We start from the raw sequence: 25280 nt of genomic DNA on the forward strand, positions 1-25280 counted from the left end.
CCTGTGGCAGGCCGGGTCAGACCACCGGTTCCAGGCGGCTTTCGGCCGGGTTGCGCACGGTCACGGGGTCGGCTGGCGCGAGCGGCGCCTCCGGCGTTTCGACGAGTCCCGCTGGAAAGGGATCTTCGTCGGCCGCCACCTCCGCGAGCGGCTTGGGTTTGTCGGCCCAGTGGAGCGCGGTGTAGTCGAAGCCGCGCTCGATCGTCGGTTTGATGACAGCGAAATAGGGCGAGATGTCGAAGTCGCGCGGCATGTACAGCGAGGAATCGCGGATGTGCAGGATCTCGCGCCGCGCCTGGCGGCTGCCGGCCTCGGTGATTTTCGGCAGGATCGGATAGCGCACCGCGCCGAACGCCTGGGCGATCAGCGCCGAGCAGATGATCTTGGTGGGATCGCCCGAGCCCATGGCGATCATGCGCCGCCGCCAGCGCTGCGGCACCGGCATCGGGATCAGGTAGCGCATCAGGTCGATGATGTTCTTGGTGTCGTAGCCGAAGCCGATACGGTTGATGGTGTAGCGGCAGACCGTGGTGCGGTCCTCATGCGACAGCCCGATCGGCCGGCAGATCCGGGTGTGATAGCGGTAGTACTTCGACAGCGGCGCCGACGTCACGCCTTCGCCGACATTGGCCTCGATCAGCACATGCGGTTCGCCGTTGGGCTCCGACGCGCCGTCGATCGGGCCGACATAGAGCGCCGAGTGCGACCAGGTCGATTGGGTGAGATACTTGATGATGCCGGAAATGCGGCTGTTGCCTTCGACCAGCAGCACGTCGCCGGGCTCGATCACCTCGCGCAGGCGGGTCGGATCGCTCGGCGTGAACGGCTCATAACCGGGCTCCTCCTTCTGGAGGTAGTGCGCGATCCACTTTCCAACAGTGTCGAGCATGAAGCCCATGATGGTCTCTCCCCCGCCGCGGCTCGTCCCGTCCGCTTTATTCTTGGCGCCCATCATGATGGTCGAAAGCCATTGCAATTTGGTTCATGGGTCTGCAATCGAAGCAATGTTCAGGTAACCATGACCGTTGCCGATCCCCAGTCAATACGGCAAGTTGGCGTGGCGCGCCAGATGGCGGCGATGCTGGCGATGCGGCATCGGCAAATATTCGGAAACCATGCGATGACATTTTCAGGGCCCGCGATACCACTGACACGCCGGGGTTTCGTCGGCCTGTCGCTGGGACTGGCGGTCGCAGGGCGCTCGGTGGCATGGGGTGCGGCGCTGCCGCGCGATGCTGACATTGTCGTGATCGGCGCCGGTGCGGCCGGGATCGCGGCGGCGCGCCGCATCGCTGCCGCCAACCGCAAGGTGCTGGTGGTCGAGGCCGGCACGACCATCGGCGGCCGCTGCCAGACCGACACCGCCGCATTCGACGTGCCGTTCGATCGCGGCGCGCACTGGCTCTACAATCCCGACATCCAGCCGCTGGTGAAGCTTGCGCGCAGCGCCGGGCTCGACATTGTGACCGCGCCACAGGGGCAGAAGATGCGGATCGGCCGCCGCTATGCGCGTGCCGGCGAGGCGGAGGATTTTCTTGCAACCCTGGTGCGCGCCAATCGCGCCATCGACGATGCGGCGCGTCGCGGCGATATCGCCTGCGCCGCGGTGCTGCCGAAGGATCTCGGCGACTGGAGCGGCGCGGCCGAGTTTCTGCTCGGCCCCTATGCTACGGGCAAGGATCTCAGGGATCTTTCCACGGTGGACCAGGTCCGCGCGCTGCATCGCGATGCAGCGGTGTCGGTGCGTCCCGGACTTGGTGCGCTCCTCGCCAAGCTCGCCGAGGGTTTGCCGCTCGCGCTGTCGACCCCGGCGACGCGCGTGGTCTGGGGTGGCCGTGACTGCACCGTGGAGACGCCGGCCGGCGCGATCCATGCGCGCGCCGTCATCGTCACCGCGTCCACCAATGTGCTGACGGCGGGCAAGATCAAATTCGCGCCGGAGCTGCCGAAGCGTCAGCTCGATGCCGCTGGCAAGCTCAGCCTCGGCAGTTGCGATCACATCGCGCTCGAATTGCCGGGCAATCCGCTCGGGCTGTCGCGCGATGACGTGCTGATCGAGCAGAGCCGCGATAACCGCACGGCGGCGCTCACCACCAATCTCGGCGGCTCGTCGATCTGCACCGTCGATGTCGGCGGCAGCTTCGGGCGCGATCTGTCGGCGCAGGGGGATGCCGCCATGGTGGCGTTCGCGACCGAGTGGCTCGGCAAGCTGTTCGGCAGCGAGATCGCGAGGGCGGTGAAACGCACCAGCGTCACGCGTTGGGACGCCGCGCCTTACGTTCTCGGCGCGATGTCGGCGGCAGCGCCCGGCGCACAGCTGAGCCGGCGCGTGCTGGCCGAACCGCTCGGCGCGCTGCTGCTCGCGGGCGAGGCCACGCACGAGACCCAGTGGGGCACTGTCGGCGGCGCCTGGGAGAGCGGCGAGCGCGCCGCTGAAGCGGCACTGAAGAGGATCGGCGTGCTGAAGGACGCCGAGCCCGCAGCGCCCGCACGTCCGGCGCGGCGCCCGCGCGCGAAATCCGCCGAAGGTGCGCGCGGACCGTCGCTGTTCTGGCCGCGGAACTGAACGGAACTCAGGATCGAATGCCGCTCCCGCGGAGCGGGATTCGCAGGCAGGCTCTGGACAAAGCGCAAGGCTTTCTGCTTACATTCATGGATTGATCGTCAAGTTGTTGCATGACGCGATTTGAATACGCATGCGGAGCCGATATCTCCGCCCGTTCCTGACATGAAAAGCTAGTGCGTGCTATCGCCGGAGCCGATGCATCCGGTGAGCCACGCGCACGAATTCTCGCTTGTATTTGATTGGCTGCTCGCAGGAGCGGGCCCGCCATCGGCTGCCGTCGTGCAGCCAAACCTTCGCATTGAAACCGAGGACATCAGTCATGAGCAAGCGTCCCAACCTCTACGAATTGTCCGGCGCTGGATTGCAGATCACTTATTCAAGCTCGAGCTTCGAGGGCAAGCCGCACTTCAACTACCACTCGGCGAGCCTGAACAGGCTGTTCGTTGGCGACCAGATTCGCAGCACCGAAACCGAGCTCGGCACGCTCGTCAGCGTCGTGATCCAGGAGACGACCGATGCAGGTTCGACGACCTTCACGGTGCTGATCCCGCGGGTCAATCTGAATCTGTCCGACAGCGCACCCATCGTAACGGACGGCATCACGGCGCTGCATCGCGGGTCGATCATCGGGCAGCCGAACGGTCAGCTCGATTTCTATACCGTGCAGCCATTGCGCGGCACCGCGGCGTTCGTGGTGTTTTAGAGCGTTTTCGAGCGAAGCATGCCGCCGGACCTGATCGGGGGGTGGGCACCGCTTCGCGTGAAGAAAACGCGTCAGAACTGAAGATTAGAGCGCGTGCGCGATTCCATCAAAAGCGCACGCGCTCTGGGCGGACATTGCTTCGGGGGCTGCTTTATCGCGTTGCTAGCGAACGCCGGCCACCGCGACACGTGTGGCGCGGCTGTAAGGAGGAGAGTGTGCCATGGATCTTGCTGCCACCGTGTACAAGCAGGACGGGACCATTCAGTGCGAGCCGGAGATCAAGCCGCGGCCATTGCAGGTCGATGCCGACGCTATCAAGGCGATCGGCATCCGCGTCATCGGCAACGGCCAGCGCGAGCGGCTGCCGATCTTCGTTCCGGCCCTGTGCGGCTCGCCGACCGCGTGGGCGAACGTGTTCTCGATTGCTCTCGATGGCGTCACGCGCCATCAGTTGTTTCTGCTGTCAGGGCTCGGCTTCCGGATGTGGACGTTCGATCCCGGACCGGCGCGCAAGCTTGCCGAGGCGGGCGACGAGGATCCGTTCCCGCTCGACCTGCCGATTGCCGCCAACCTGCTGGGGCTGGATTCCAATCCGGACCGGATTGCTGACCTGATCGGTCACACGGTCCGCGTCTATCGCACGGGTGATCCCATCACCAAGGACTATCGACGCGATCGGGTCAACTTCGAGACGGACCCGAGCAGCCATCGTATCGTGCGTTACTGGTTCGGGTAGGTGGTCGGGGTCGGCGGCGGGCGCGACATTGTCGCGTCCGCCCGGTCGGCGGGGCGTCACACCGGGAGCGCCAGCTCCATCAGGTCTCTGGCCACGATGATCCTGCCGCTGAAGTTCGTGCGCACGGCGGCGGTCAGACCTTCCTCGGTGACGTCGAGCCCGTCACCGGGCGGCGGCACGATATGGCTCAGCACCAGCGTCTTGACGCCGGCGGCGCTCGCGATGCGGCCGACGTCCTCGGCTGCGGTATGGCTGTCGAGCAAGTGCTTCTTCAGCGTGGCGCCATTCTTGGTCCGCTGCACCAGTTGATCCACCGCGGGCAGGTACAGCACCTCGTGCACCAGCACGTCGACGCCCCCAGCGAATTTGGCGAGCTTGGGATTGTAGGCGGTGTCGCTGGAGAACACGATGGTGCCGTCCGGCGTCTCGAACTTGTAGGCGAAGTTGTCGGTGATCGGCGGATGCGGCGTGCGGAATGCCGTGACCTTGACGTCGTCGGTCTGCAGCACCACGCCGTCCTCGGTGATGTCCTTGGCGATCAGGAGCTTGCGCGGATCAGGGCGGCCTTCGTCCTCGATGCGGGTGTCGACATCGAACCTGTTCAGCTCCCAGTAGGTCTTCGTCATCGCTTCCAGCCCCGCCGGGCCGAACGAATGCACTGATGTCGACAGGCCGGCAGCCCAGGCGTTGTAGACGAGGTTGCCGTATTCGAGGTTGTGGTCGGAGTGATGGTGGCTGATGAAGATGTACTTCACCGACGGCAGCGGGATTCCGGCGCTGACCAGCTGCCGGCTGACGCCCATGCCGCAGTCGATCACATACGGCGTTCCGTTCACGATTACGGCATTTGCCGGGTTCGAGGCGCCGGTGCCGACCCGCGGGCCGCCCTTGGTGCCGAGAAAGACAATGCGGGTTCGTGGCTTGTTGCCGGTCACCTGGGCCAGGGTGCGAAACGGTGTGCTCACTGACGTTGCGGCGCCGACGGCGGCTCCGATCAACAGGCCGCGACGATCGATCATCAGGGAACTCCGGCTCGGGTTATGACCTCGCCCGAGCCTAGTCTCGATGCGTTTGCGGAGGCAAGCGACTCGGTGGCTCAGCGCTTCAACGCAGCACGCCGTCGAACAGCGGCAGGCCGACCACCGCGGCGAGCGCGATCAGCGAATAGCAGATGACGCGGAACAGCGTTTCGCTCGCCTTGCCGAACATCTGCGCGCCGAGCCACAGACCGAACGCGAACACCGGGCCGATCAGCAGCGCGAGCTTGAGCACGTCGGGGGTCAACAGCCCCGCGACCAGGTAGCTCGCCACCGATGCGATGTCGGAGCCGGCGAAGAACAGCACGATGTTGGCGCGCACGACATGCGGCTCGATCGGACGGCCGAGCCAGTAGGCGACCACCGGCGGTCCGCCGGTCTGGGCGAGGCCGCCGCAAAAGCCGGACACGCTGCCGACCGCGATGGCGATGCCGCCGCGGTCGGTGCCGCGGTAGCGCCAGCCCGATGCGATCAGCGCCAGCATGGCGACGACGAAGGCCGAGATGATCCAGCGTGTCACCACCGGATCGAGCCGGGTCAGCGCATAGGTGCCGATCGGCACGCCAACGATGGCGCCGAGCACCATCGCGGCCACCGGCCGGCGGTCGGCGTGTTTGAGGGCATCGGGGATCAGCGGCACCGCCGCGATCGAATCGATCACCAGCAACAGGCCGGCGACGAGGCTCGGCGCGGCAAACGTGCTCGCCAGCGGCATGAAGATCAGCGCGGAGCCGAACCCGGAAAAGCCGCGCGCGGCGCCTGCGATCAGCGCGATGGCGCCGATCGCAAGCACATGATGGGGACTGAGGTCCGACGGCAGCAGCGCTGCGAAGTTCATCCGCGCAGCACGCCGCCTGTCTTCTTGGTCACCTCGGCGACGACCTTGGCCGCCACGGCGTCGATCTCCTGATCGGTCAGGGTCTTGTCACGCGGCTGCAGCGTCACCGCGATCGCCAGCGACTTCTTGCCGTCGTCGATGCCCTTGCCCTCATAGAGGTCGAACACGTTCACCGCGGTGATCAGCTTGCGATCGACGCCCTGCGCGGCGCGCACCACGTCGCCGGCCTTGACGGCGCGATCGACGATGAACGCGAAGTCGCGCGACACCGGCTGGAACGGCGACAGGTCGAGCAGCGGCTTGGCCCGGGTCGGCTTCGCCTTGGCGTCGGGGATGCGGTCGAGCACGACCTCGAAGCCGACCAGCGGCCCCTCGGCGTCCAGTACCTCGAGCGCGCGCGGATGCAGCTCGCCGAAATAGCCCAGCACGTTCTGCGGCCCGATCTGCAGCACGCCGGAGCGGCCCGGATGCAGCCACGCCGGAGCGGTCTTCGCCTCGCGCGCCGGCACCACCTGGATCGCCTGCACCGGCGCACCCGCGGCAGCGAGTACCGCCAGCGCGTCGGCCTTGGCGTCAAAGGCGTCGACGGTTGCCGAGCCCGACCAGTGCCGTCCCGGCGTGCGCGACGAGGCGAGGCCGCGGCGGATGCCGCTCGCCGCCATCTGCTGATCCTGCGGGCGGTCGCCGCGGAAGATCTGGCCGACCTCGAACAGCGCGACGTCAGGGAAACCGCGGTCGGCGTTGGCCTGCGCCGAGCGAACGAGGCCCGCGAGCAGGCTCGGCCGCATGTCGGAGAGGTCCGCCGCGATCGGGTTGGCGAGCGCAAGCTCGGGCTGGCCACCGCCGAACAGCTCGGCCTGGGCCTTGGGAATGAACGACCAGGTCACGGCTTCGGTCATGCCGCGCGCCGCCAGCGCGCGCTTGGCGCGGCGAGTGCGCAGCTGCAGCGGCGTCAGCACCGGCTTGCGCGGGCTGTCGCCGCGCTCGAACGGCACCATCGGCACGCGGTCGACACCGACGATGCGCACGATCTCCTCGACGATGTCAGCCTTGCCGGCGACGTCGCTGCGCCACGACGGCACCGCCACCTTCACCACGGGGCCATTGCCGGCCACCATGAAGCCGAGATGGCCGAGGATGCGGCGTGTCTCGATCAGCGGCACCTCGATGCCGGCGAGGCGCTTGAGTTCGGTGAGCGGGTAGTCGATCACGCGGTCGTCGCCATGGGTCTTGCCGATCACCACGGCTTCCGACGGCGTGCCGCCGCACAGCTCCATCACCAGCCTGGTCGCGAGCTCGAGGCCCGGCACCATGAAGGCCGGATCGACGCCGCGCTCGAAGCGGTAGCGCGCATCCGAATTGATGCCGAGCTTGCGGCCGGTCTGGGCGATGTTGATCTCGTTCCACAGCGCCGATTCGATCAGCACGTCGGTGGTGTCGTCGGAGCAGCCCGACGCCTCGCCGCCCATGATGCCGGCGAGCGATTCGACGCCGTGGTCGTCGGCGATCACGCAAACCTGGTCGTCCAGCGTGTAGGTGCGGCCGTCGAGCGCGAGCAGCGTCTCCCCGGTGCGGCCGCGCCGCACGGTGAGGTTGCCCTTGACCTTGGCGGCGTCGAAGACATGCAGCGGACGGCTGCGGTCGAACGTCATGAAGTTGGTGATGTCGACGAGGGCGTTGATCGGGCGCAGGCCGATCGAAGTCAGCCGCTTCTGCAGCCACTCCGGCGACGGGCCGTTCTTGACGCCGCGCACGAGGCGCAGCGCAAAGCCAGGACACAGCGCGGCGTCCTCGACGGTGACCTGCACCGGGCAGGGGAATTCGCCCTTCACCGGCTTGATCGTCGGATCCTTCAGCGTTCCCATGTCGGCGGCCGACAGGTCGCGGGCGATGCCATGCACGCCGGTGCAGTCCTGGCGGTTGGGCGTCAGGTTGATCTCGATCACGGGATCGCCGAGTTTCGCCCACTCTGCATAGGCCTGGCCGATCGGCGCGTCCGCCGGCAGCTCGATGATGCCGTCATGGTCTTCCGACAGCTGAAGCTCGGCGGCCGAGCACAGCATGCCGCGGCTCTCGACGCCGCGGATGCTGCCGACGCCAAGCGTGATGTTCTTGCCGGGAATGAAGGTGCCGGGCGGCGAGAACACGCTGACAAGGCCGGCGCGCGCGTTCGGCGCGCCGCACACCACCTGGATGGGCGCTCCGCCGTCGCCGGTGTCGACCATGCACACCCGCAGTCGGTCGGCATTGGGGTGCTGCTCGGCTGAGATCACACGGGCGATGGTGAACGGCGCCAGCGCCTTGCCCTTGTCCTCGATGTGCTCGACCTCGAGGCCGATCATGGTCAGCTTGTCGGCAAGCTTGTCCAGCGGCTCGTCGGTGACGAGATGCTCTTTCAGCCAGGACAGGGTGAACTTCATGACGACAGCCCTCCGGCCAGTGTCGGGATTTCAAGCGGCCGGAAGCCGTAGTGGTCGAGCCAGCGCACATCGGCGTCGAACAGCGCGCGCAGGTCGGGCAGGCCGTATTTCAGCATCGCGATGCGGTCGATGCCCATGCCCCAGGCGAAGCCCTGATAGACGTCGGGATCGATGTTGCAGGCGCGCAGCACGTTCGGATGAACCATGCCGCAGCCAAGAATCTCCAGCCAGTCCTCGCCCTCGCCGAAGCGGATCTCGCCCTTGTCGCGGCGGCACTGGATATCGACTTCCAGCGACGGCTCCGTGAACGGGAAGAACGACGGCCGGAAGCGCATGTTGATGTTGTCGACCTCGAAGAACGCCTTGCAGAACTCGTGCAGGATCCACTTGAGGTGGCCGAGATGCGAGCCCTTGTCGATGACGAGGCCCTCGACCTGGTGGAATTGCGGCGTATGGGTCGCATCCGAGTCGATGCGGTAGGTGCGGCCCGGGCAGATCACGCGGATCGGTGGCGTCTGGCTCAGCATGGTGCGCACCTGCACCGGCGAGGTGTGAGTCCGCAGCAGGAGGCGCGAGCCGTCTTCCTTCGGATTGAAGAAGAAGGTGTCGTGCATCTCGCGGGCCGGATGGCCCTCGGGGAAGTTCAGCTTGGTGAAGTTGTAGTCGTCGGTCTCGATGTCCGGACCTTCGGCCACCGCAAAGCCCATGTCGGCGAAGATGGTGGTGAGTTCGTCCCACACCTGGGTCAGCGGATGGATGCGGCCGGTCTCGGTGGCGCTGTCGCGCAGCGGCAGGGTGACGTCGACTGTCTCACGCGCAAGGCGGGCGTCGAGCGCGGCGGCCTTCAGCACGTCGCGACGGGCGGCGAGTGCCTGCGAGACGCCGTCCTTCACCGCGTTGATCGCGGCGCCCTCGGTCTTGCGCTGCTCCGGCGACATCTTGCCGAGGGTCGCGAGCAGCGCGGAGATCGAGCCCTTCTTGCCGAGCGCTGAGACGCGCACGGCCTCGAGCGCGGCCTCGTCGGAGGCCGCGGCGATCTGGCTGAGCAGATCGGCTTGCAGAGCGTTGAGTTCGGACATCTTGAGCCCCAAAGCGGAACAATGATCTCGGTGGATCGTCCGGCGGGGATCAAACGGGCCCAGCCGAACGGTCGGGGCTTTCAGGTCAAAGCCCCGGTCGTGTCGGCCTCGTCAAGGCAGGCGTTGAAGGTCTCAGGCCGCGAGGGCGGCCTTGGCCTTTTCGGCGATCAGCTGGAAAGCCGCCGGCTCATGAATGGCCAGATCCGACAGCACCTTGCGATCCACGGTCACGCCCGACTTGGCGAGGCCGTCGATAAATCGGCTGTAGGTCAGGCCGAACGGACGCACGGCGGCGTTGAGGCGCTGGATCCAGAGCGCGCGGAAGGTGCGCTTCTTGCGCTTGCGATCGCGGAAGGCGTACTGGCCGGCCTTCTCCACCGCCTGCTTGGCGGCGCGGATCGTGTTCTTGCGGCGGCCATAGTAACCCTTGGCGGCCTTGTAGACTTTCTTGTGCTTGGCGTGAGCCGTCACTCCGCGCTTGACGCGAGCCATGACAGACCTCCTCAAAAATCTCGAATGGGTGACGAAAACGGCCGCGATGGTGCGGCCCGGCGATCAGGGATCAGGCGTTCGGCAAGAAGTACTTCTTGACGTTGTCGCCGTCGGTCTTGAACAGCACGCGCGTGCCACGGAGCTGACGAATCTGCTTCTTCGTCCGCTTGATCATGCCGTGGCGCTTGCCGCGCTGAGCATGCTTGACCTTCCCGGAGGCGGTCACCTTGAAGCGCTTTTTAGCGCCCGACTTGGTCTTCAGCTTGGGCATTTGGCTCTCCTACTGCCGACACGCAAAAGCTGCCCGCGAGGGCGCTCGGTCGGTAAAATGCTCGCTAGAGCGTTGAAAAAGCTGGCATATCCCAAGAAAAGGAAGCGCCGGCTGGTACGTCGCCACGGCAGCCCTTGATCAGCCGGTCGACGAAGGCTGGGCTTATGGCAGAGACATGGGGAAATGGCAACCGGGAACGCAATTTATTGTGCGGCGCACTATCGAATTCCGGTCGGGAAACCTATATCAGGACGATCTTCAAATCCATTTCCGCAACCGACCGGACGCATGCCATGGCCAGGATTGCCAAGACGATCGCTATTTCCGCCGACACCTCGCGCCTCCAGCTGTTCCGCTGGATTTTCGCTGTCGCCGCGTTCGCGCTGGCGATCGCGCTTGCAGGCCACTCGAAAGCGGGGGCGTCCCATGACGGGATGTGGCGAGTGACGATCATCACCCAGTCGGGCGACTGTGATCCGGCCTACAGCTACGCCGTGAAGGTCGCCGGCGGCCAGGTCAGCTACAGCGGCGATGGCGGGTTCGATATTTCCGGCAGTGTCGCCGAGAGCGGCGCGGTCAGCGTGTCGATCGCGCGCGGCGACCAGCGCGCCAGCGCCAGCGGCAAGCTCGCCGGTAACGCCGGTTCCGGCCAGTGGAGCGGCAAGTCGGCCGCGACCGCCTGCAGCGGCCGCTGGGAGGCGGTGCGCAGTCTCTAACTTTTCTTGCCAAGTGCTTGAGCTTGTAACGGCGCGGCATCTGATGCGGCGCCGTTTTGCTGTGGTGAGGCGGTCACCGGGCTAAAGCAAAGCGCTGAATCAAAACGGCCCATCAGGCAACTGACGGGCCGCGAGACCGATCTCGTTGTGGCGACAGCTCAGCGCGGCGCCAGCACCATCACCACCTGACGGCCCTCGAACTTGGCGTCCTGCTCGACCTTGGCGAGCTCGGCGACGTCGGCCTTCACCCGGTCGAGCAGCTTGGTGCCGATCTCCTGGTGCGCCATTTCACGACCACGGTAGCGCAAGGTGATCTTGACCTTGTCGCCTTCCTCGAAGAACCGCAGCATCGCCTTCATCTTCACGCCGTAGTCGTGATCGTCGATCATCGGACGCAGCTTGATTTCCTTGATCTCGACGACCTTCTGTTTCTTGCGGGCCTCGGCGGCCTTCTTCTGCGCCTGAAACTTGTACTTCCCGTAATCCATGATCTTGCACACGGGAGGCACGTTGTTCGGCGAGATCTCGACCAGATCCATGCCGGCCTCGATCGCCAGCTTGATGGCCAGGATCGTCTCGACCGTGCCGTGATTGGTGCCGTGCTGGTCGATCAGCTGGATTTGCGCGTTGCGAATCTCGTCGTTGGTGCGCGGTCCGTCCTTCTGGACGGGGGCTGGCGCTCTGTTGGGACGGCGAATGGGTAGAACTCCAATGTTGTTGGTGAAGATCGTATTTTGAAGCATTCGATGGGCGCGGGCAAGCGCTGGATATGCCAACTGAGTGCCAAAACCGTCACGTGGAAGGCATTTCAGTCGCGCAGACGCGCCGCGCGACGGTTCGGTTCTGAAAACGCCGAGACACATAAAAAGTGCCGTCAATTTTCGCAAGCGGGATCGCAGGCATTGCCCGGCGATTGTCGAAACCGCAAAAATTGCGCGGAATCATGCCTTTCCCGTGCCATTCGGGTGATGAAGTCGGCTAAAAAAGCAGCGATGCGGCGGATGTCGCGGGGCGAGGACGAGAAAGGTCAGCACGCATGAGTGGTTCGGTCGAGGGAGCGCCGGTCATGATCGAGGTCGGCAGCGGACCGGACGCCCGCGCGATCGCGGTGCGCGCGCGGCAGGGAACCGGACCGGGGCTGTTCTGGCTCGGCGGTTTCGCCTCGGACATGAAGGGCACCAAGGCGCAGGCCCTCGACGAATGGGCGGCGGCCCGTGGCCGGGCCTGCGTGCGGTTCGATTATTCAGGGCACGGCGAATCCGGTGGCGCCTTCGTCGACGGCACCGTCGGCCGCTGGTCCGAGGAGGGCCTTGCGGTGTTCGATCGGTTCTGCGCCGGCCCGCAGATCGTGATCGGCTCATCGATGGGCGGCTGGATGGCGCTGCTGCTCGCACGCGCACTGCGCCAGCGCACCTCGCCGCAAGCCGCGACGCTCGCAGGCCTGGTGCTGATCGCGCCGGCGCCGGATTTCACCGAAGAGTTGATGTGGAAGGCGTTCCCGCCGGAGATCAGGGCCGAGATCGAGAGCAAGGGCGTCTGGCATCGGCCGTCGGAGTACGGCGACCCGCAGCCGATCACCCGCCGCCTGATCGAGGATGGCCGCAATCATCTCGTGCTCGACCGCACCATCGACACCGGCTGCCCGGTGCGCATCCTGCAGGGAGCGAAAGATCCGGACGTGCCCTGGCAGCATGCCTTCGAGCTCACCCATCGCTTGCCCAGCGAGGATGTGGTGCTGACCATGATCCAGGACGGCGATCATCGCCTGTCGCGGCCGCAGGATATCGCACGGCTGCTGGCGACGGTGGCGGAGCTGTCCTGAGCGTGCGTCTTATCTCCTCATGGTGAGGAGCGCGGCAAGGCCGCGCATCTCGAACCATGAGGCCGATGAGCTGCAACGTGCGGGCCCCATCCTTCGAGACGCCCGCGACGCGGGCTCCTCAGGATGAGGAGTTAAGTTTGTGGTAACATAACCGGGCATTTGGCGAGCGCCCATTCATGCCGCACGCTGTCGTCGTCCTCGACGATCGTCGCCGCGCGCTGTGCTAGCTCGTCGGGCGCGAGCTGCGCCAGCGCCCACACCGCCGCCCCGCGCACCAGCGGGCTTGCGTCATGCAGCAGCGCGGCGGCTTCCTCCACAAGTGCGGGGTCGCCGGAATTGCCGATCGCGATCAGCACGTTGCGCACGAAGCGGTCGCGGCCGATGCGCTTGACCGGCGACTTGGTGAAGTGGGCGCGAAACGCCGTGTCGTCGAGCCGCACGAGATCGGCGAGCGCCGGCGCGCGCAGCTCCGCACGCGCGGCGAGCTTCGCCTCACGGCCGGCTTGCGCGAACTTGTTCCAGGGACAGGCGGCGAGACAGTCGTCGCAGCCATAGATGCGGTTGCCCATCGCGCGGCGGAATTCATGCGGGATCGGGCCCTTGTTCTCGATCGTCAGGTAGGAGATGCAGCGCCGCGCATCGAGCTGATAAGGCGCGGGAAACGCCGCGGTCGGACAACTGTCGAGGCAGGCGCGGCACGAGCCGCAATGGTCGGCCTCGGCTTCGTCACGCGGCAGCTCGCAGGTGGCGAAGATCGCGCCGAGAAACAGCCACGAGCCGAAGCCGCGCGACACCAGGTTGGTGTGCTTGCCCTGCCAGCCGATCCCCGCCTGATGGGCGAGCGGCTTCTCCATCACCGCGGCGGTGTCGACGAACACCTTGACTTCGCCGCCGGCCCGCGCCAGCAGCCAGCGCGCCAGCGTCTTCAGCCGCTTCTTGATCAGGTCGTGATAGTCGTCGCCGCGGGCGTAGACCGAGATCGCGCCGCGGCTGCGCGCATGGAGCAGCGCCATCGGATCTTCGTCGGGGCCGTAATTGACCCCGAGCATGATGACGGTGCGCACGTCGGGCCACAGCACCCGCGGGTCGGCGCGGCGTGCCGGCGCATCGGCCAGCCAACCCATGTCGCCATGGCCGCCCGACTGCAGAAAAGCTTCGAGGCGGTCGCGTACGCCGGCGATCGCGGCGGGATCGGTGATGCCGACGGCGTCGAAGCCGAGCGCCTGCGCCTCGCGGACCAGCGCCGCCTTGAGGTCGGTGACCGCGCTAGTGGGGCGTCTCGCAATTGCCGACCACATTTGCGGCGACTCTCTCATCGGCAATTGCGAGGCATAAGCCACACTAGCTCTCTGATCTTCCTAGTGTCCTTAATGTCTCCGAATGACCGTCCGAGTGTGCGGCAGATTGGGCGGTCCGTCGGAGACAGGACACTAGGGGTATTGTTCAGAAGTCGAGGTCCACGTAGGTCGGCGACGCCGGGATGCCCGCCAGCCACTCGCTCAGCAGCGGACGGAACGACGGCCGCGACTTGATCCGCGCGTACCAGGCCTTTGCCGCGTCGTCCTCGCTCCATGGCACGTCGCCCACATAGTCAATGGCCGACAGGTGTGCTGCCGCGGCGAGATCCGCATAGGTCAGGGTGTCGCCCGCCAGGAAGTTCCGCGACCGCGCCAGCCAGCCGATATAGGCGAGATGATAGCGCACATTGGCCTTGGCGGCGCGAATGACGTCGGTCGAGGGCGGGCCGCCGCCGTTCTCCTCGGTCATGTAGCGCTTGTAGATGCGCTCGGTGACCAGCGGGCCGCTCGCCTCCTCATAGAACTTGTCGTGGAACCAGGCCATCAGCCGGCGCACCTCGATCCGCTCGGCCGGTGTCGTGGGCAGCAGGCGGTGGTCGGCGAGTTCAGCGCCGTGATACTCGTCGAGATATTCCCCGATGATCCCGGCGCCTGGAATGGCCGGCACGCCCTCGTCCACCAGCACCGGCGTCGCGCCGGCCGGATTGAGGGCGAGAAATGCTTCCCGCCGCTCCCAGACACGTTCCTCGACCAGCCGCACGTCGAGACCATACTCGCCGAGCGCAAGCCGGACGAAGCGCGAGTGGGGGCAGAACGGGTGATGGAAGAGCGTGAACATGTGGTCTCTGGGTAGACAGGCAAAAGCTTAAAAGTTCGTGGCCGTTATATGACAGCTGTGCGCTGCACACTACCCGGGTGTGCATGTTGTGCACGCCGGGGAGGGCCGCGTGAAGGCCGGTCCAGCAGTCTTTTTGACGTTGCGAGGGCACGGCGAATAGGCCACAACGGGCCGCTTTTGGGTCAAGAGCGCGGTGCACGGCGTAACTGCTGGCGCGCTCTTTGTTTTTGACGGCGCATGATCCTGCCGAAAGGTCGGTTCCGCTTTTCCGGACCATGCGGCAGACACACGGGGTGGCTCATGTTTACCGACGCGATCAGGGCACTCATCCTCGGCATCGTCGAGGGTGTGACCGAGTTTCTGCCGGTCTCCTCGACCGGTCACCTGCTGCTGGTGCAGCACATCTTCGGCCTCGACGAAAGCGGCTTCTGGAAGACCTTCGCGGTGCTGATCCAGCTCGGCGCCATCCTCGCCATCCTGCTGATCTACTTCCAGCGGCTGTGGCGCATCGCCTTGGGCATGTTCAGCGATCCGGATGCGCGGCGCTTCGTCATCGGCGTGCTCGTGGCGTTCTTCCCCGCCGCGCTGATCGGCGGCCTCGCCAACAGCTACATCAAGCTCTGGCTGTTCAATCCCTGGGTGGTCTGCTTCTCGCTGATCGTCGGCGGCGCGGTGCTGCTGTGGGTCGACCAGCTCGACCTCAAGCCGACCTATCACGACGCCACCACCTTCTCGCTGCCGATGTATCTGGGCATCGGCATCGCCCAGTGCGCGGCGATGATACCCGGCACGTCGCGCTCCGGCGCCAGCATCGTCGCGGCGATGCTGTTCGGCGCCGACAAGCGTTCGGCCGCCGAGTTCTCGTTCTTCCTCGCCATCCCGACGATGGTCGGCGCGTTCGCCTATGATTTCTACAAGAACCGCGCCGACATGAGCACGGATCACCTCACCATCATCGCGATCGGCTTCGTGGTGTCGTTCATCACCGCGATCATCGTGGTGCGCACGTTCCTCGACTTCGTCACCCGCCACGGCTTCGCGTTCTTCGCCTGGTGGCGCGTGACGGTGGGAACGCTCGGCCTGATCGCGCTGGCGCTCGGCAAGTAAGCCGGCGGGCAGAATACCGCTGGCGCCGCTCTCAGGCGGCGCTGCTGCGGAACTGGCCGGTCTTGCGGAAGCGCCAGAGATAGGACGGCGTGATCGCTTCCAGCGATTCGGGAACGAGGCCGAGACCCTCCAGCGTCAGGCCCGCCGCCTTCGCCGCATCCGACACCACATTGTCGGAGCGCAGCAGTTCCACCTGGTCCGGCGTCAGCTTCAGCGCGCCGGGGGCGAACTGCAGCAGCAGCGCCTGCAGCTTCGCAAGGCCGAACGGCAGCGGCAGCAGCGCGCGGTCGCGCTCGGTCAGCTTCAGGATCAGCTCGATGATCTGGCGCATGGTCAGCACCTCGGGGCCGCCGAGCTCGTAGGTCGCGCCGCTCTTGCCGCGGCCGCCGACGATGTCGGCGATCGCCTGTCCGACGTCGCCGACGAAGGCCGGCTGCAGGCGGGTATCGCCGCCGACCAGCGGCAGCACCGGCAATGCGCGCGCCAGCGCCGCGAAGCGGTTGGTGAACTGGTCTTCCGGGCCGAACAGCAGCGACGGGCGGACGACGATGGCGTCGGGCACGGCTGCCCGCGCGGCCTCTTCGCCCGCGGCTTTGGCGCGGGCATAGGCCGACGGCGACTGCGCATCGGCGCCGATCGCCGACACATGCAGCAGGCGGGCGCCGGCCGCTTTCGCCGCCTCCGCCACGGCGGCGGCGCCCTTGGCCTGCACCGCGTCGAAGGTCTGCGCGCCGCTTTCGGTCAGGATGGCGACGAGGTTGATGACGATATCGGAGCCGCGCACCGCCGCGGTGACCGATTCGGGGTAGCGTACATTGGCCTGCACCGCATGGATCTGGCCGACCTTGCCGAGCGGCTGCAGATGTCCGGCAAGCTCCGGCCGGCGCACCGCGACGCGAATGCGGTAGTCGCGCTTGGCGAGCGCCCGCACCACATGCCGCCCGAGGAAGCCGGATCCGCCGACAATCGTGACAAGGGTGTCCGTCGGGGGCGAGGCGGGAGAGAAGGCGTCGGTCATGTGATCTGTTCCGGGCTGGGCGCGATGGAAAGCCGCGTGCGGCGCTTTCTACACCAGATAGATGACGAGAAGGGGCCTGTTCAAGGCCTCAATGGGTGGGGCCGGGGCGTAAGCCGGCCGCCACCCGCTGGCGCCACCGTTCGCCGCCGGGCCGCACGGTGCCTCGGTGATGGCGGCGGTTCGGCCACATTGTCAGGGACTTGCGCACTTTGTGACGAAGAATGTCATCCATGCTGTTGACAAGGCGAAAGGGGACCCTCTATGTGTCGCGCGTTGCCCAGGTGGCGGAATTGGTAGACGCGCTGGTTTCAGGTACCAGTGGTGCAAGCCGTGAAGGTTCGAGTCCTTTCCTGGGCACCATCATCTCCCCGATGATGGCGCCGCAACCGACGCAGGATGCGTCGGTGGTCGACCGCGCCGCGGGAGTTCAAGGTCCAGCTGCCTGACGGACCGTGGCATAAGCCTGATCTTGCAGCCCGCTTCTTGCAGCCCGATCTTGTTAAGATCCGACCGGTATTCTGGATGCCTTTGGCGTCCCGGTGGGGTAAACCACGGGCCATCGCCTTTCATTTCCTGACATGACCACGGGTTCGCGACCACATGACCATCCGCCTGCATCACGGTGATCTGCCCGACCTTTCCCGCTACACCTCGTCGGTCGCCATCGACACCGAGACGCTCGGTCTCAATCCGCACCGCGACCGGCTGTGCGTGGTGCAGCTGTCGAACGGTGACGGCACCGCGGACGTGGTGCAGATTCCGGCCGGCCATCGCGATGCGCCGAACCTGAAGAAGCTGCTCGGCGATCCGGCGATCACCAAGATTTTCCATTTCGCACGCTTCGATGTCGCCGTGCTGTTCCACACCTTCGGGGTGATGCCGCAGCCGGTCTACTGCACCAAGATCGCTTCGCGGCTGGTGCGCACCTACACCGACCGGCACGGCCTGAAGGATCTGGTGCGCGAGCTGCTTGGCGTCGAGCTGTCGAAACAGCAGCAGTCCAGCGACTGGGGCGCGGCGACGCTCACCGAGGCGCAGCTCGCCTATGCCGCCTCCGACGTGCTGCACCTGCATCAGCTGCGCCAGCGCCTCGACGACATGCTGGGGCGGGAGCATCGCACCGCTTTGGCGCACGCCTGCTTCCAGTTCCTGCCGGCGCGGGCGCTGCTCGACCTGCAGGGGTGGGCCGAGGAGGATATTTTCGCTCATTCCTGATGGGCCTCGCCCGCGCGTCGGGCGGGCCTGACGCCCGTGACCTTGCCTCGTCGCCCGCGGAAATGACGCGCGAATGCCTCTTCGGGCGTTTTGACGCCCCGTTTCCGTCATAGTCGTCCGCCTGTGTGACGCCATAGCAGGCTGCGTCAGGGGCTGGTTCGGGGTAAATTCGTTCATCACAACTGCGGAGCGGCGGTGTCGTCGATTCAAGGCCAGAGCTACCAGGTGATGGAGTTGCGCTTCGCCAAGGCGGCGCGGCACAGCCGTCGCGTGCGCTTCCTGCGGCGGGCGATTCCCGCTGTCGTGGCGCTGTCGCTGGCGCTCATCGTCGCGGTCTCGATCTTCAATCCGTTCCGCCTGCTCGCCAAACTGCCGCTCTCGGTCGGCAATCTTGCGGTGTCCGGCACCAAGATCACGATGGAGTCGCCGCATCTCACCGGCTTCACCCCGGACCAGCGGCCCTACGATCTGCGCGCCAGGACCGCGACACAGGACATCACCGATCCCAACCATGTCGAGCTGCAGCAGCTCACCGCCCGGGTCCAGATGGAGGACAAGTCCACCGTCAACATGGACGCGAAGACCGGCCTGTTCGACACCAAGGGCCAGATCCTGGACCTGAAGGAGGATATCTTCCTGCAGTCCTCGACCGGCTATGAGGCCCGTCTGACCCAGGCGCGGGTCGATTTCGGCAAGGGCACGGTGGTCTCGGAGCAGCCCGTGGCGGTGAAGCTCCTGAACGGCACGCTGAACGCCAACCGGCTGCGCATCACCGAGAACGGTGCGCTGGTGGTCTTCGATGGTGGCGTTTCGATGATATTGATTCCAGACGAGCCGTCGTCCCGCGCTGCCGCGTCGGATGCCACGGCGCATGACGACGTTGCGCCACCGGCGAAAAAGAAATGAAGTCCATGATGCCAGTCATTCCCTCATCAATCGTGATGCGCCGCCTGTGCTGTGCCGGTGTCGCGCTCGCCACGCTGGCGCTGGCGGCAGCGGGCGATGCGCAGGCGCAGGGCGGCACCGTGCAGGGCACGCCGAACGCGATGCAGGGCTTCTCGCAGAACCGTGACAAGCCGATCCAGATCGATGCCGGCAGCCTCGAGGTCCGCGACAAGGACAAGGCCGCGACGTTCAAGGACAACGTCAAGGTGGTGCAGGGCGACACCACCATGCGCTGCAAGACGCTGGTGGTCTATTACGAGGGCGGCGCCGGCCCCGGCGGGAGCAACGGCACCGCGCCGAAGCAGGCGGCACCCCCCGCGGCCGCGGGGGGCGGCAGCTCCTCGATTCGCCGGCTGGAAGCGCGCGGCGGCGTCATCGTCACCCAGAAGGACCAGACGGTGACCGGCGACGTCGGCGATTTCGACATGCGGACCAATATCATCACCATGCGCGGCAATGTCGTGATGACCCAGGGCGACAAGGTGATGCGCGGCGACACCATGACCGTCGACATGACCACCGGCGTATCCCGCGTCGAGGTCAACAGCGGCAACAAGGTGCGGGTCCTGATTCCGAATGTCGGCAAGGGCACCGCCGGCGCGCCGTCGCCGTTCCCGGGGGGCGGCACCGACGCTCAGCGCCCGGCACCCAGTCAGCCAGGAAAGCCGTTGAGTCTCAACGACTTGTCTGGCGGAGGGCGGCGGTGAGGTTGAACCGCGTGCGGCAAGCCTGTATCACCCCCGGGACGCGTGTTGCGCCTTGCAGGCGGCCGCGCGGCGCGGAACCTGCGAAAGGCTGATCGGAAGCACATGGTGGATCTGCTGGGCATGTTCCGTCGCAAGGCGCCGCCGCGTGGGTCGCAGGCGTTCGGACGCGGCAAGGCGGATATCACCGCGCTCGGTGACCGGATGGGCGAGATGCTGCCCGGCGCGACGCGCGACGCGCCGGCGGTGGCGCGCCGGCCGGCCGAGACGGCCCCACCGCGCGAGGCGGCGGCCAAGCAGCCCCGCTGGCTCGGTACCGCCGCGCAGGGAACCTCCGCGCCGCAGCAGCGCGGGACGCCGCGCGCGACATTCCTGGCCATTCACGGCGTAGAAAAATCCTTCGGTTCGCGCCAGGTGGTGCGGGGCGTCAGCCTCTATGTGCGGCGTGGCGAGGCGGTGGGCATTCTCGGCCCCAACGGCGCCGGCAAGACCACCGTGTTCTACATGATCACCGGCCTCATCAAGGCCGACCGCGGCCGCGTCGAGCTCGACGGTCACGACGTCACCAGCCTGCCGATGTACCAGCGTGCGCGGCTCGGCATCGGCTACCTGCCGCAGGAAGCCTCGATCTTCCGTGGCCTCAATGTCGAGGACAACATCCGCGCGGTGCTCGAGGTCGTCGAGCCCGATCGCCGCAAGCGCGAGCACGAGCTCAACTCGCTGCTCGAGGAGTTCAACATCACGCGGCTGCGCAAGTCGCCGTCGATCGCGCTGTCGGGCGGCGAGCGGCGCCGCGTCGAGATCGCACGCGCGCTGGCCACACGCCCCAACTACATGCTGCTCGACGAGCCGTTCGCCGGCATCGATCCGATCGCCGTGGGCGACATCCAGGTGCTGGTGCGCCATCTCACCAATCGCGGCATCGGTGTGCTGATCACCGACCACAACGTGCGCGAGACGCTCGGCCTCACCGACCGCGCCTACATCGTCTACGCCGGCGAGGTGCTGACCGAGGGCAGCCCGGAGGAAATCGTCGCCGATCCGGACGTCCGCCGGCTCTACCTCGGCGAGGAGTTCCGGCTCTAGTGTCCCGGTTCGCGTGAGGAAAACGCGTCGCAGCAAGAATAAGCGCGCCTTCAAGCGCTCTGAGGCGGTGCTTTTCACGGCGTCAAGTCGTGGACTTCCGGATTAAACAAGCTATAAGCAAAAATCGGACCAACTTTATGGAACGGCTTTTGCCTCGATGGCTCTCACCCCGAGACTAGAGTTCCGCCAGACCCAGTCGCTGGTGATGACGCCGCAGCTGATGCAGGCCATCAAGCTGCTGCAACTCTCCAATCTCGATCTGGCGGCGTTCGTCGAGGAGGAACTGGAGCGCAACCCGCTGCTGGAACGCGCGACCGAAGGCGGCGAGCCGGCGGAGGCCCCTGATACGCCCGGCGCGTTCGAGGCAGGTGGCGACGGCGAGGGGCTCGGCGCGGATGGCGCGGGGGACGGCGACGGCTTCGACCGTGTGGGCTCCAACGGCGCCGACCCGGCGCCGGAGGACTGGCTGAGCCGCGATCTCGGCTCGCGCTCCGACATGGAACAGACCTTCGACACCGGCCTCGACAACGTCTTCCCCGAGGAGCCCGCGGAAGCGGCCGCCCGCGCCGCGCAGGATGCAGCCCCCACCGCCTACACCGACTGGGGCGGCGGCTCGTCGAGCGACGAGGATTACAATCTCGAGGCGTTCGTCGCCGCCGAGCTGTCGCTCGGCGATCATCTCGCCGCGCAGCTCGCGGTCGCCTTCGCCGATCCGGCGCGGCGCATGATTGGCCAGTACCTGATCGATCTCGTCGACGAGGCCGGTTACCTGCCGCCGGATCTCGGCCAGGTCGGCGAACGGCTCGGCGCCTCGGCCGACCAGGTCGAGGCGGTGGTCGGTGTGCTGCAGACCTTCGATCCGCCGGGCATCTGCGCGCGCCATCTCGGCGAATGTCTCGCCATCCAGCTGCGCGAGCGCGACCGTTTCGATCCGGCGATGCAGGCGCTGATCGAGCACCTCGATCTGCTGGCGAAGCGCGACGTCAACCAGCTGCGCAAGATCTGCGGCGTCGATGACGAGGATCTCGCCGACATGATCGCCGAGATCCGGCGGCTCGATCCGAAGCCGGGCCTGAAGTTCGGCGCGGCGCGGGTGCAGACCGTGGTTCCCGATGTCTATGTGAGGCCGGGGCCGGACGGCGGCTGGCTGGTCGAGCTCAACAGCGACACGCTGCCGCGTGTGCTGGTCAACCAGACCTACTACACGCAGCTGTCGAAGACGATCCGCAAGGCCGACGACAAGTCGTACTTCTCCGACTGCCTGCAGAACGCGACCTGGCTGGTACGCGCGCTCGATCAGCGCGCGCGCACCATCCTGAAGGTCGCGACCGAGATCGTGCGCCAGCAGGACGGCTTCTTCACCCATGGCGTGGCGCATCTGCGGCCGCTGAATCTCAAGACGGTCGCCGATGCGATCCAGATGCACGAATCGACGGTGTCGCGCGTCACCGCCAACAAGTACATGTCGACCAGTCGCGGGCTGTTTGAGCTCAAGTACTTCTTTACCGCGTCGATCGCGGCCTCCGACGGCGGCGAGGCGCATTCCGCCGAGGCGGTGCGCCATCGCATCAAGCTGCTGATCGATGCGGAAAGTCCCGATGCCATCCTGTCCGACGATACCATCGTCGTGCAGCTGCGCGCCGACGGCATCGACATCGCGCGCCGCACCGTGGCGAAATACCGCGAGGCGATGCGCATTCCCTCGTCGGTGCAGCGCCGCCGCGAGAAGCAGTCGGTGCTCGGCGCGCGCGGTCGCAACGCGCTCGACGCCGCGGCGTCATCCTGACACGGCAGGCAGATCCGATCGGCGGTTGCAGTTGCAACGCGTTCGGCTGCGCGCGCACACGCAGCGCATCGCTCGCGAATTTCAGCCGTTGATGAAATGGACTTCAGGAGCGCGGCTCACGCCTCCGCGAGTCGCAACCGTCTTGCAACCACGGCAGACGGCAAATGATGCGCCGCCTTCATGAGCGTGACATTGCACCCGCTTGACGGCGACATCAACTGTCGAAATGCTACATTTGTGCGAAGCCTGCGCGTGGCCGGTCGCCGCGGACAAGGACGACGCACGGATGTTGTCGTAGTGATCTGCGAGGCGAACCATGACGATCAGAGTCTCGGGCAAGAGCATCAGTGTTGGCGAGGCCCTGCGTGGCCGCGTCGGCGATCGCACCGAGGAGGTTCTGAGAAAATATTTCGACGGCAACTATTCGGGTCATATCACGCTGAGCAAGGATGGCTTCGGCTTTCGCACCGACTGCTCGCTGCATCTTGATTCCGGGATCACGCTCGAAGCCGAGTCGGTGGCCGCCGATGCCTATGCCAGCGCCGACCAGGCGTTGCTCCAGATCGAGAAGCGCCTGCGGCGCTACAAGAGCCGCCTGAAGGATCGCTCCGTCCGCAAGGCCCATGCCAGCGCGGCGGTGCTGTCCGGATTCGACGCGCCGAGCTATGTGATCGAGGCGCCGGCGGAGAATGAAGACGAGATCACCGCCTTCAATCCGGTGATCATCGCCGAGAGCACGACCTCGCTGAAATCGCTGTCGGTGAGCGAGGCGGTGATGGAGCTGGACCTCACCGGCGCCCCGGTGATCGTGTTCCAGCACGGCTCCAGCGGTCGGATCAATGTGATTTACCGCCGCGCGGACGGCAATGTCGGATGGATCGATCCGCCGACGGTCAGCGCGCCACCGGCGCGCTGAAGATTATTGATTCCGCTGCTGATTTCGGTTCCCGCCGGGAACGGGAGGAGGGTCTGTACGATGACCGGAACTTCCACACCACCTCATGAGGAACGCCATTGACGCCCCGCCGGACCGTCCCTATGGTCCGGCGCCTTTGAGGGCCCAGGCACGCCCTGCACATCCCCGCACCGGGGGTGCAGCCTGCCTGGGACGAATTGCAACCCGCTGCTCAGACTAACCTGGCATAGCGTTATCCTCGGAACGTCCCATGATGATCACTGATCTGGTCGCGCCCGAGGCGATTCTCCCGGCGTTGAAGGTCAACGGCAAGAAGCAGGCCCTCCAGGAGCTCGCGGCACGCGCCGCGGCGCTCACCGGACAGAACGAACGGGCGATCTTCGAGGTGCTGTTGCAACGGGAGAAGCTCGGAACGACCGCTGTCGGCTACGGCGTCGCCATTCCACATGGCAAGCTGCCGAAGCTGGAGAAGCTGTTTGGACTGTTCGCCCGGCTGGAGCGCCCGATCGATTTCGAGGCGATGGATGGCCAGCCGGTCGACCTGATGTTTCTGCTGCTCGCGCCGGAAGGCGCCGGCGCGGATCATCTCAAGGCGCTGGCGCGCATCGCGCGGCTGCTGCGGGATCAGGAGATCGCCAAGAAGCTGCGGGCATCGAGCGATGCCCAGGCGCTGTACTCGGTGCTGGCCCTGCCGCCGGCGACCGCGGCCTGAAACCGCAGCGACGCCGTCACGCGACATCAAGTCAACCTGCCGGATCCTGCACCGGTTCCGGCCGCGCCAAGGGCGCGGCGAAACGGGCATGCGGTCGTCAGTGCACGCTGACGGCTTCGAGCTCATTGCTCCATGCATTGGCGATGGCCGCCTCGCGGCTGTCGGTCAGCATGATCGGCGTGCCGTCCGCGGAATGCAGGGTGAAGAGCTTCAGCCCCGGGGCGATGTGGGGCGCCTGCGGGAACAGGCTCGGCACATCCTCGGAGCGGATCTGCTTGACGTAGGCGATGTGGCCCGCGCCCATGGTGGCGAGCGCTTCCGGCGACACGTCTACAAGGCTGACGTTCACATTGAGTTCGGTCATGGTCTCGACTCCTTACTGATACAAGCGGTCGAGTCCGCTATCGTTCATTATTCGTGTTCATTGATAGCTATTGTCTTAACGACCCGTTCAGGTTCCGGCCTGGCGAGGTCGACCGACAGCAGCCCGTTCTTCAGATCCGCCCCCAGCACCTGCATCCCGTCCGCCAGCACGAAGGTGCGCTGGAACAGCCGCGCGGCGATGCCGCGATGGATGTATTGCCGGGTCTTGTCGTCCTGCTGGCGACCGCGGATGACGAGCTGCTTCTCCTCGACGGTGACATCGAGCTGGTCGCGGGTGAAACCCGCCACCGCCAGCGTGATGCGCAGGCGTTCAGGCTGACCGCTTTCGCGCTCGAGCCGCTCGATGTTGTAGGGAGGGTAGCCGTCCGCGCCCTTCACGACGCGATCAAGCGCACGCTCGATTTCGTCGAATCCCAGAAGGAACGGACTGGACAACGATGGAACACGAGACATCTCGCAAAGTCCTCTCGAAGCGACTTTGACGGGGCCCTGGATTGGCACCCCTGCCGGGCGGCGACCGCCGTCCGGTGAGTATCATATGTGCATCGCCAAATATCGTTCAAGGACCTGGAACCCGTCCCCACGGTCCTG

Annotated in this window: 27 protein-coding genes and 1 tRNA gene; 15 read left to right on the forward strand and 13 right to left on the reverse strand. The window is 66.2% G+C overall.

The features are described 5' to 3' along the window. Window positions 1-16 precede the first annotated feature (16 nt). Entirely contained in the window at window positions 17-898 is an 882-nt protein-coding gene (locus AB4Z37_RS13220) for a YiiX/YebB-like N1pC/P60 family cysteine hydrolase (RefSeq protein WP_441517196.1), read from the reverse strand. 222 nt (window positions 899-1120) lie between these two features. Between AB4Z37_RS13220 and AB4Z37_RS13225 the strand changes: the two genes are divergently transcribed. The 3 genes from AB4Z37_RS13225 (at window position 1121) to AB4Z37_RS13235 (ending at window position 4005) form a co-directional block, all read left to right on the forward strand. After that, the gene (locus AB4Z37_RS13225) at window positions 1121-2566 is read left to right on the forward strand and encodes a flavin monoamine oxidase family protein (protein WP_441517197.1); all 1446 of its coding nucleotides are present in this window, start codon (window positions 1121-1123) and stop codon (window positions 2564-2566) included. A gap of 319 nt (window positions 2567-2885) precedes the next feature. Continuing rightward, window positions 2886-3269 carry a hypothetical protein gene (locus AB4Z37_RS13230; protein ID WP_441517198.1) on the forward strand — a complete coding sequence of 128 codons (384 nt, stop codon included), beginning with the start codon at window positions 2886-2888 and terminating at the stop codon, window positions 3267-3269. A 220-nt stretch (window positions 3270-3489) separates the two neighbouring features. Next, entirely contained in the window at window positions 3490-4005 is a 516-nt protein-coding gene (locus tag AB4Z37_RS13235; RefSeq protein WP_441517199.1) for a hypothetical protein, read from the forward strand. Window positions 4006-4061: 56 nt separating this feature from the next. On the opposite strand, the gene AB4Z37_RS13240 is transcribed toward AB4Z37_RS13235, so the two are convergent. The 6 genes from AB4Z37_RS13240 to rpmI all read right to left on the reverse strand — a co-directional run bounded on the left by AB4Z37_RS13240 (window position 4062) and on the right by rpmI (window position 10142). Continuing rightward, window positions 4062-5024, reverse strand: coding sequence for an MBL fold metallo-hydrolase (locus tag AB4Z37_RS13240; protein ID WP_441517200.1), 963 nt, complete (start codon window positions 5022-5024; stop codon window positions 4062-4064). 85 nt (window positions 5025-5109) lie between these two features. After that, the gene (locus AB4Z37_RS13245) at window positions 5110-5880 is read right to left on the reverse strand and encodes a sulfite exporter TauE/SafE family protein (RefSeq protein ID WP_441517201.1); all 771 of its coding nucleotides are present in this window, start codon (window positions 5878-5880) and stop codon (window positions 5110-5112) included. Continuing rightward, window positions 5877-8300 carry a phenylalanine--tRNA ligase subunit beta gene (gene pheT, locus AB4Z37_RS13250; RefSeq protein WP_441517202.1) on the reverse strand — a complete coding sequence of 808 codons (2424 nt, stop codon included), beginning with the start codon at window positions 8298-8300 and terminating at the stop codon, window positions 5877-5879. Before pheT ends, AB4Z37_RS13245 begins: the two co-directional genes overlap by 4 nt. After that, the gene (gene pheS, locus AB4Z37_RS13255; protein ID WP_441517203.1) at window positions 8297-9379 is read right to left on the reverse strand and encodes a phenylalanine--tRNA ligase subunit alpha; all 1083 of its coding nucleotides are present in this window, start codon (window positions 9377-9379) and stop codon (window positions 8297-8299) included. Before pheS ends, pheT begins: the two co-directional genes overlap by 4 nt. A gap of 132 nt (window positions 9380-9511) precedes the next feature. Continuing rightward, window positions 9512-9871, reverse strand: a complete 360-nt coding sequence (rplT, locus tag AB4Z37_RS13260) for a 50S ribosomal protein L20 (RefSeq protein WP_211968734.1) — start codon at window positions 9869-9871, stop codon at window positions 9512-9514. Window positions 9872-9941: 70 nt separating this feature from the next. Continuing rightward, complete coding sequence (rpmI, locus tag AB4Z37_RS13265) at window positions 9942-10142, reverse strand: 50S ribosomal protein L35 (protein WP_211968735.1); 201 nt, start codon at window positions 10140-10142, stop codon at window positions 9942-9944. 293 nt (window positions 10143-10435) lie between these two features. Here rpmI and AB4Z37_RS13270 point away from each other — a divergent pair, with 293 nt between their 5' ends. Continuing rightward, the gene (locus AB4Z37_RS13270) at window positions 10436-10858 is read left to right on the forward strand and encodes a hypothetical protein (RefSeq protein ID WP_441517204.1); all 423 of its coding nucleotides are present in this window, start codon (window positions 10436-10438) and stop codon (window positions 10856-10858) included. A 158-nt stretch (window positions 10859-11016) separates the two neighbouring features. On the opposite strand, the gene infC is transcribed toward AB4Z37_RS13270, so the two are convergent. Then, entirely contained in the window at window positions 11017-11556 is a 540-nt protein-coding gene (gene infC / locus AB4Z37_RS13275) for a translation initiation factor IF-3 (RefSeq protein WP_441517332.1), read from the reverse strand. A 48-nt stretch (window positions 11557-11604) separates the two neighbouring features. On the opposite strand from infC, the gene AB4Z37_RS13280 reads away from it, so the two are divergent. Further along, window positions 11605-11898 carry a hypothetical protein gene (locus AB4Z37_RS13280; RefSeq protein ID WP_441517205.1) on the forward strand — a complete coding sequence of 98 codons (294 nt, stop codon included), beginning with the start codon at window positions 11605-11607 and terminating at the stop codon, window positions 11896-11898. Continuing rightward, window positions 11895-12680, forward strand: coding sequence for an alpha/beta hydrolase (locus tag AB4Z37_RS13285; protein ID WP_441517206.1), 786 nt, complete (start codon window positions 11895-11897; stop codon window positions 12678-12680). Before AB4Z37_RS13280 ends, AB4Z37_RS13285 begins: the two co-directional genes overlap by 4 nt. Window positions 12681-12811: 131 nt before the next feature. Here AB4Z37_RS13285 and queG read toward each other — a convergent pair whose 3' ends face one another. Both queG and AB4Z37_RS13295 read right to left on the reverse strand, forming a co-directional pair. Beyond that, on the reverse strand, window positions 12812-13978 hold the full coding sequence (queG, locus tag AB4Z37_RS13290; RefSeq protein WP_441517207.1) for a tRNA epoxyqueuosine(34) reductase QueG: 1167 nt from the start codon (window positions 13976-13978) through the stop codon (window positions 12812-12814). A 145-nt stretch (window positions 13979-14123) separates the two neighbouring features. Next, on the reverse strand, window positions 14124-14816 hold the full coding sequence (locus AB4Z37_RS13295; RefSeq protein WP_441517208.1) for a glutathione S-transferase family protein: 693 nt from the start codon (window positions 14814-14816) through the stop codon (window positions 14124-14126). A gap of 300 nt (window positions 14817-15116) precedes the next feature. On the opposite strand from AB4Z37_RS13295, the gene AB4Z37_RS13300 reads away from it, so the two are divergent. Next, a complete protein-coding gene (locus tag AB4Z37_RS13300; protein ID WP_441517209.1) occupies window positions 15117-15923 on the forward strand; it encodes an undecaprenyl-diphosphate phosphatase in 807 nt (268 codons plus the stop codon). Window positions 15924-15954: 31 nt separating this feature from the next. Here AB4Z37_RS13300 and AB4Z37_RS13305 read toward each other — a convergent pair whose 3' ends face one another. Beyond that, entirely contained in the window at window positions 15955-16941 is a 987-nt protein-coding gene (locus AB4Z37_RS13305) for a complex I NDUFA9 subunit family protein (RefSeq protein WP_441517210.1), read from the reverse strand. A gap of 275 nt (window positions 16942-17216) precedes the next feature. On the opposite strand from AB4Z37_RS13305, the gene AB4Z37_RS13310 reads away from it, so the two are divergent. The 8 genes from AB4Z37_RS13310 to ptsN all read left to right on the forward strand — a co-directional run bounded on the left by AB4Z37_RS13310 (window position 17217) and on the right by ptsN (window position 24305). Continuing rightward, window positions 17217-17301, forward strand: a tRNA-Leu gene (locus tag AB4Z37_RS13310). A gap of 240 nt (window positions 17302-17541) precedes the next feature. Then, on the forward strand, window positions 17542-18156 hold the full coding sequence (locus tag AB4Z37_RS13315) for a ribonuclease D (RefSeq protein WP_441517211.1): 615 nt from the start codon (window positions 17542-17544) through the stop codon (window positions 18154-18156). A gap of 228 nt (window positions 18157-18384) precedes the next feature. After that, entirely contained in the window at window positions 18385-19062 is a 678-nt protein-coding gene (gene lptC, locus AB4Z37_RS13320) for an LPS export ABC transporter periplasmic protein LptC (RefSeq protein ID WP_441517333.1), read from the forward strand. Window positions 19063-19070: 8 nt separating this feature from the next. Beyond that, on the forward strand, window positions 19071-19808 hold the full coding sequence (locus AB4Z37_RS13325) for an LptA/OstA family protein (RefSeq protein WP_441517212.1): 738 nt from the start codon (window positions 19071-19073) through the stop codon (window positions 19806-19808). A gap of 102 nt (window positions 19809-19910) precedes the next feature. Continuing rightward, a complete protein-coding gene (lptB, locus tag AB4Z37_RS13330; protein WP_441517213.1) occupies window positions 19911-20891 on the forward strand; it encodes an LPS export ABC transporter ATP-binding protein in 981 nt (326 codons plus the stop codon). A 157-nt stretch (window positions 20892-21048) separates the two neighbouring features. Then, complete coding sequence (rpoN, locus tag AB4Z37_RS13335; protein ID WP_441517214.1) at window positions 21049-22677, forward strand: RNA polymerase factor sigma-54; 1629 nt, start codon at window positions 21049-21051, stop codon at window positions 22675-22677. A 316-nt stretch (window positions 22678-22993) separates the two neighbouring features. Then, window positions 22994-23593, forward strand: a complete 600-nt coding sequence (gene hpf / locus AB4Z37_RS13340) for a ribosome hibernation-promoting factor, HPF/YfiA family (protein ID WP_441517215.1) — start codon at window positions 22994-22996, stop codon at window positions 23591-23593. A 250-nt stretch (window positions 23594-23843) separates the two neighbouring features. Beyond that, window positions 23844-24305 (forward strand): PTS IIA-like nitrogen regulatory protein PtsN, encoded by a 462-nt coding sequence (gene ptsN / locus AB4Z37_RS13345; RefSeq protein WP_441517216.1) that lies wholly within the window; start codon window positions 23844-23846, stop codon window positions 24303-24305. Between the two features lie 97 nt (window positions 24306-24402). Here ptsN and AB4Z37_RS13350 read toward each other — a convergent pair whose 3' ends face one another. Then, window positions 24403-24669, reverse strand: coding sequence for a DUF1150 family protein (locus AB4Z37_RS13350; protein ID WP_441517217.1), 267 nt, complete (start codon window positions 24667-24669; stop codon window positions 24403-24405). Window positions 24670-24716: 47 nt separating this feature from the next. Continuing rightward, a complete protein-coding gene (locus AB4Z37_RS13355) occupies window positions 24717-25142 on the reverse strand; it encodes an Hsp20 family protein (protein ID WP_211968749.1) in 426 nt (141 codons plus the stop codon). Window positions 25143-25280 lie beyond the last annotated feature (138 nt).

Origin of the sequence: Bradyrhizobium sp. 2TAF24, assembly GCF_052115025.1 — a bacterium.
In the GTDB taxonomy this organism is placed as follows: domain Bacteria; phylum Pseudomonadota; class Alphaproteobacteria; order Rhizobiales; family Xanthobacteraceae; genus Bradyrhizobium_A.

Excerpts from the sequence above, each read along its gene's own strand:
- AB4Z37_RS13350 (WP_441517217.1), bottom strand. The coding sequence starts at position 24,669 with ATGACCGAACTCAATGTGAACGTCAGCCTTGTAGACGTGTCGCCGGAA.
- AB4Z37_RS13220 (WP_441517196.1), bottom strand. The coding sequence starts at position 898 with ATGGGCTTCATGCTCGACACTGTTGGAAAGTGGATCGCGCACTACCTC.
- rpoN (WP_441517214.1), top strand. The coding sequence starts at position 21,049 with ATGGCTCTCACCCCGAGACTAGAGTTCCGCCAGACCCAGTCGCTGGTG.
- pheS (WP_441517203.1), bottom strand. The coding sequence starts at position 9,379 with ATGTCCGAACTCAACGCTCTGCAAGCCGATCTGCTCAGCCAGATCGCC.
- rplT (WP_211968734.1), bottom strand. The coding sequence starts at position 9,871 with ATGGCTCGCGTCAAGCGCGGAGTGACGGCTCACGCCAAGCACAAGAAA.
- AB4Z37_RS13270 (WP_441517204.1), top strand. The coding sequence starts at position 10,436 with ATGGCCAGGATTGCCAAGACGATCGCTATTTCCGCCGACACCTCGCGC.
- AB4Z37_RS13230 (WP_441517198.1), top strand. The coding sequence starts at position 2,886 with ATGAGCAAGCGTCCCAACCTCTACGAATTGTCCGGCGCTGGATTGCAG.
- AB4Z37_RS13355 (WP_211968749.1), bottom strand. The coding sequence starts at position 25,142 with ATGTCTCGTGTTCCATCGTTGTCCAGTCCGTTCCTTCTGGGATTCGAC.
- lptC (WP_441517333.1), top strand. The coding sequence starts at position 18,385 with ATGGAGTTGCGCTTCGCCAAGGCGGCGCGGCACAGCCGTCGCGTGCGC.
- AB4Z37_RS13325 (WP_441517212.1), top strand. The coding sequence starts at position 19,071 with ATGCCAGTCATTCCCTCATCAATCGTGATGCGCCGCCTGTGCTGTGCC.
- AB4Z37_RS13245 (WP_441517201.1), bottom strand. The coding sequence starts at position 5,880 with ATGAACTTCGCAGCGCTGCTGCCGTCGGACCTCAGTCCCCATCATGTG.
- rpmI (WP_211968735.1), bottom strand. The coding sequence starts at position 10,142 with ATGCCCAAGCTGAAGACCAAGTCGGGCGCTAAAAAGCGCTTCAAGGTG.
- AB4Z37_RS13305 (WP_441517210.1), bottom strand. The coding sequence starts at position 16,941 with ATGACCGACGCCTTCTCTCCCGCCTCGCCCCCGACGGACACCCTTGTC.
- AB4Z37_RS13225 (WP_441517197.1), top strand. The coding sequence starts at position 1,121 with ATGACATTTTCAGGGCCCGCGATACCACTGACACGCCGGGGTTTCGTC.
- AB4Z37_RS13315 (WP_441517211.1), top strand. The coding sequence starts at position 17,542 with ATGACCATCCGCCTGCATCACGGTGATCTGCCCGACCTTTCCCGCTAC.
- ptsN (WP_441517216.1), top strand. The coding sequence starts at position 23,844 with ATGATGATCACTGATCTGGTCGCGCCCGAGGCGATTCTCCCGGCGTTG.
- AB4Z37_RS13235 (WP_441517199.1), top strand. The coding sequence starts at position 3,490 with ATGGATCTTGCTGCCACCGTGTACAAGCAGGACGGGACCATTCAGTGC.
- AB4Z37_RS13280 (WP_441517205.1), top strand. The coding sequence starts at position 11,605 with ATGGGCGCGGGCAAGCGCTGGATATGCCAACTGAGTGCCAAAACCGTC.
- hpf (WP_441517215.1), top strand. The coding sequence starts at position 22,994 with ATGACGATCAGAGTCTCGGGCAAGAGCATCAGTGTTGGCGAGGCCCTG.
- queG (WP_441517207.1), bottom strand. The coding sequence starts at position 13,978 with ATGTGGTCGGCAATTGCGAGACGCCCCACTAGCGCGGTCACCGACCTC.
- lptB (WP_441517213.1), top strand. The coding sequence starts at position 19,911 with ATGGTGGATCTGCTGGGCATGTTCCGTCGCAAGGCGCCGCCGCGTGGG.
- AB4Z37_RS13240 (WP_441517200.1), bottom strand. The coding sequence starts at position 5,024 with ATGATCGATCGTCGCGGCCTGTTGATCGGAGCCGCCGTCGGCGCCGCA.
- AB4Z37_RS13300 (WP_441517209.1), top strand. The coding sequence starts at position 15,117 with ATGTTTACCGACGCGATCAGGGCACTCATCCTCGGCATCGTCGAGGGT.
- AB4Z37_RS13295 (WP_441517208.1), bottom strand. The coding sequence starts at position 14,816 with ATGTTCACGCTCTTCCATCACCCGTTCTGCCCCCACTCGCGCTTCGTC.
- AB4Z37_RS13285 (WP_441517206.1), top strand. The coding sequence starts at position 11,895 with ATGAGTGGTTCGGTCGAGGGAGCGCCGGTCATGATCGAGGTCGGCAGC.
- pheT (WP_441517202.1), bottom strand. The coding sequence starts at position 8,300 with ATGAAGTTCACCCTGTCCTGGCTGAAAGAGCATCTCGTCACCGACGAG.